Consider the following 2703-nt stretch of genomic DNA (forward strand, 5'->3'; position numbering starts at 1 on the left):
GCCCCGCTCGTCGCCCCGCACCCCGCTCGTGGGAGGGCATTTGCACCGCACGCTCGCCATCTTCGTCGCCCTCCTCCTGACGGCGTGCGCCGCTCCCTCCGTCCTCCCCTCCCCGCCCGACGGCGGCGCGCCGCTGGAGCCTGACGCGGGGCGCCACCTCGCCACCACGCCCGAGCGCTTCCTGGCGGCCTGCCTGGAGGACCTCCAGCGCGCGCGCGCGCGGACCGGGCGGCTGGTGGCCCTGCGCGAGCCGAGGGCCGCGGACGTCGCCCTCACGCTGTACGACGACGCCATGGCGCTGTTGGACGACGCGGTGGGGCGCGCGGGCGTCGCCGCCAACGGGCACCCGGACGCCGCCTTCCGCGCCGCGGCGCAGACGTGCGAGCAGCAGGCGGAGGCCACGCGCGCGGGCCTCTCCCTGGACCCGGCGGTGTACACGGCGCTGGCCTCGCTGGAGCTGGGAGGCCAGGACGCGGCCACCCGGCGCTGGGTGGCCCGGGTGCTGCGCGACTTCCGCCGCGCCGGCGTGGACCGCGACAGCGCCACGCGCGAGCGGCTGCGGCGGCTGCACGAGGAACTCACCCGGCTGGGCCAGGAGTTCAGCCGCCACATCCACGAGGACGTGCGCACCGTGGCGCTCTCGCCGGAGGACCTGGAGGGCCTGCCGGAGGACTACGTGCGCGCCCACCCGCCCGGACCGGACGGCCGGGTGCGCGTCACCACCGAGACGCCGGACTACCTGCCCTTCATGGCCTACGCGCGCAGGGAGGAGGCGCGCGAGGCGCTCTGGCGCGAGTACCGGCGGCGCGGCCACCCGGCCAACCTGGCCACGCTGGCGCGGCTGCTCCAGGCGCGCCACGAGCTGGCCACGCTGCTGGGCTACCCGAGCTGGGCGGCCTACAGCGCCGAGGACAAGATGGTCCGCCGCCAGCAGGACGCCGCGGACTTCATCGAGCGGCTGGCGGACGCCACCGCCGCGCGCGCGCGCGACGACTACGCGGCGCTCCTGGAGCGCAAGCGGCGCGACGCCCCGGACGCCGCCCGCGTCTTCCCCTGGGAGCAGGCCTTCCTGGAGGACCGCGTGCGCGCCGAGCAGTACCGCTTCGACTCGCGCGAGGTGCGGCCCTACTTCGAGTACACCCGCGTGAAGCAGGGGCTCCTGGACATCACCTCGCGCCTGTTCGGCCTCACCTACCGCCGCGTGCCGGACGCGCCCGTGTGGCACCCGGACGTGGAGGCCTGGGACGTGTACGAGGGCGCCACGCGCCTGGGCCGCTTCTACCTGGACATGCACCCGCGCCCGGACAAGCTCACGCACTCGGTGCAGTGGGATCTGGCCACCGGCCGCGCGGGCAGGGCGCTCCCGGAGGGCGTGCTGATGTGCAACTTCCCCCGGCCCGGCGCCCACCACCCCGCGCTGCTGTTGCACGGCGAGGTGCGCGCCTTCTTCCACGAGTTCGGCCACCTGCTGCACCACATCCTCGGCGGCCGCGCGCGCTGGGCGGGCCTGTCCGGCTCACGCACCGAGCGCGACTTCGTGGAGGCCCCCGCCCAGGTGCTGGAGGAGTGGGCCTGGCGCCCCGAGTCGCTGCGCCTCTTCGCCCGGCACCTGCACACCGGCGAGCCGCTGCCCGAGGACACCATCGCCCGGATGCGGCGCGCGGACGCCTTCGGCAAGGGGCTGTGGCTGCGCCAGCAGCTCTTCTACGCCGCCGTCAGCCTCCAGCTCCACGCCGGGGACCCGGCCGGCCTGGACACCACCCCGCGCGTGAAGGCGCTCCAGGAGCGCTACCTCCCCTTCCGCGCCGAGGAGGACAGCTACGTCCACCTCGCCTTCACCCAGCTCGACGGCTACTACTCGTCCTCGTACTACGCGTACCTCTGGTCGCTCGTCATCGCGCGCGACCTGCTCACGCCCTTCCAGGCCCACGGCCTGATGGACCCCGCCACCGCGCGGCGCTACCGCGACGCCGTGCTGAGTCCCGGCGGCTCCAGGGACGCGGCCGACCTGGTGAGGGACTTCCTCGGCCGCGACTACGGCTTCGACGCCTACACCCACTGGCTGGAGGGGGCCTGACGCTTCACGCCAGGGGCTGTAAAAGACAGGGGCCCCGCGATGTGAATCGCGAGGCCCCATGTGTTGTGAATCGGTCAATCCCCGCCAGCTCCGCCAACGCGGAGTGCGGAGGCTAGTGCACCGCGGGTGCGGCCGCGGGCGCCTCGGGCTGCAGGGTGATGCCCTGCGCCTCCGGGTCCAGCCGGACCTGGACGGGCACGCCCTGGAATCGATACTGGGCCAGGGAATCCGCCGCCTCGTCGAGCAGACGCTGGTACCGCTCCTCCAGCTCCACCGCGATCAGCATCATCGTCTCGCCCGCGTCCTCGACGCCCGGGCGGAACACCTGGCACCGCTGGAACCGCGCCCAGCGACCGTTCTGCATCTTCACCAGCTCGCCGTCGTAAGCCATGCGCAGCTCCTCTGCCGTAAATCAGACGGTCGCAATGTAGGGACGAATTAACTCGCTGTCATCCCCCCTCTTGAAAATTCGTCAATCCCCTGGGAATCCCGTCGGTTACACGACGCTTGTCGAGTGGACCGGGGGGCATGCCAGCGGCGAGTGCTCAAAAATGTAAATTTTCGGGCCTGTCAATCCAGTCAAGCAGCCTCGCGGGTCGGCTCGGGGAGGCAGGCGGGGGTTGCGT

General features: G+C 73.1%; 2 protein-coding genes. One reads left to right on the forward strand and one right to left on the reverse strand.

Features of this window, described 5'->3' with window-relative positions; genetic code table 11:
* Positions 1–76: 76 nt before the first annotated feature.
* The gene (locus tag HG543_RS52930) at positions 77–2077 is read left to right on the forward strand and encodes a M3 family metallopeptidase (protein ID WP_246357940.1); all 2001 of its coding nucleotides are present in this window, start codon (positions 77–79) and stop codon (positions 2075–2077) included.
* 112 nt (positions 2078–2189) lie between these two features.
* Here the strand turns inward: HG543_RS52930 and HG543_RS52935 are convergent, their stop codons facing one another.
* Complete coding sequence (locus tag HG543_RS52935) at positions 2190–2468, reverse strand: hypothetical protein (RefSeq protein ID WP_169352569.1); 279 nt, start codon at positions 2466–2468, stop codon at positions 2190–2192.
* Positions 2469–2703 lie beyond the last annotated feature (235 nt).

Source organism: Pyxidicoccus fallax (assembly GCF_012933655.1).
In the GTDB taxonomy this organism is placed as follows: domain Bacteria; phylum Myxococcota; class Myxococcia; order Myxococcales; family Myxococcaceae; genus Myxococcus; species Myxococcus fallax.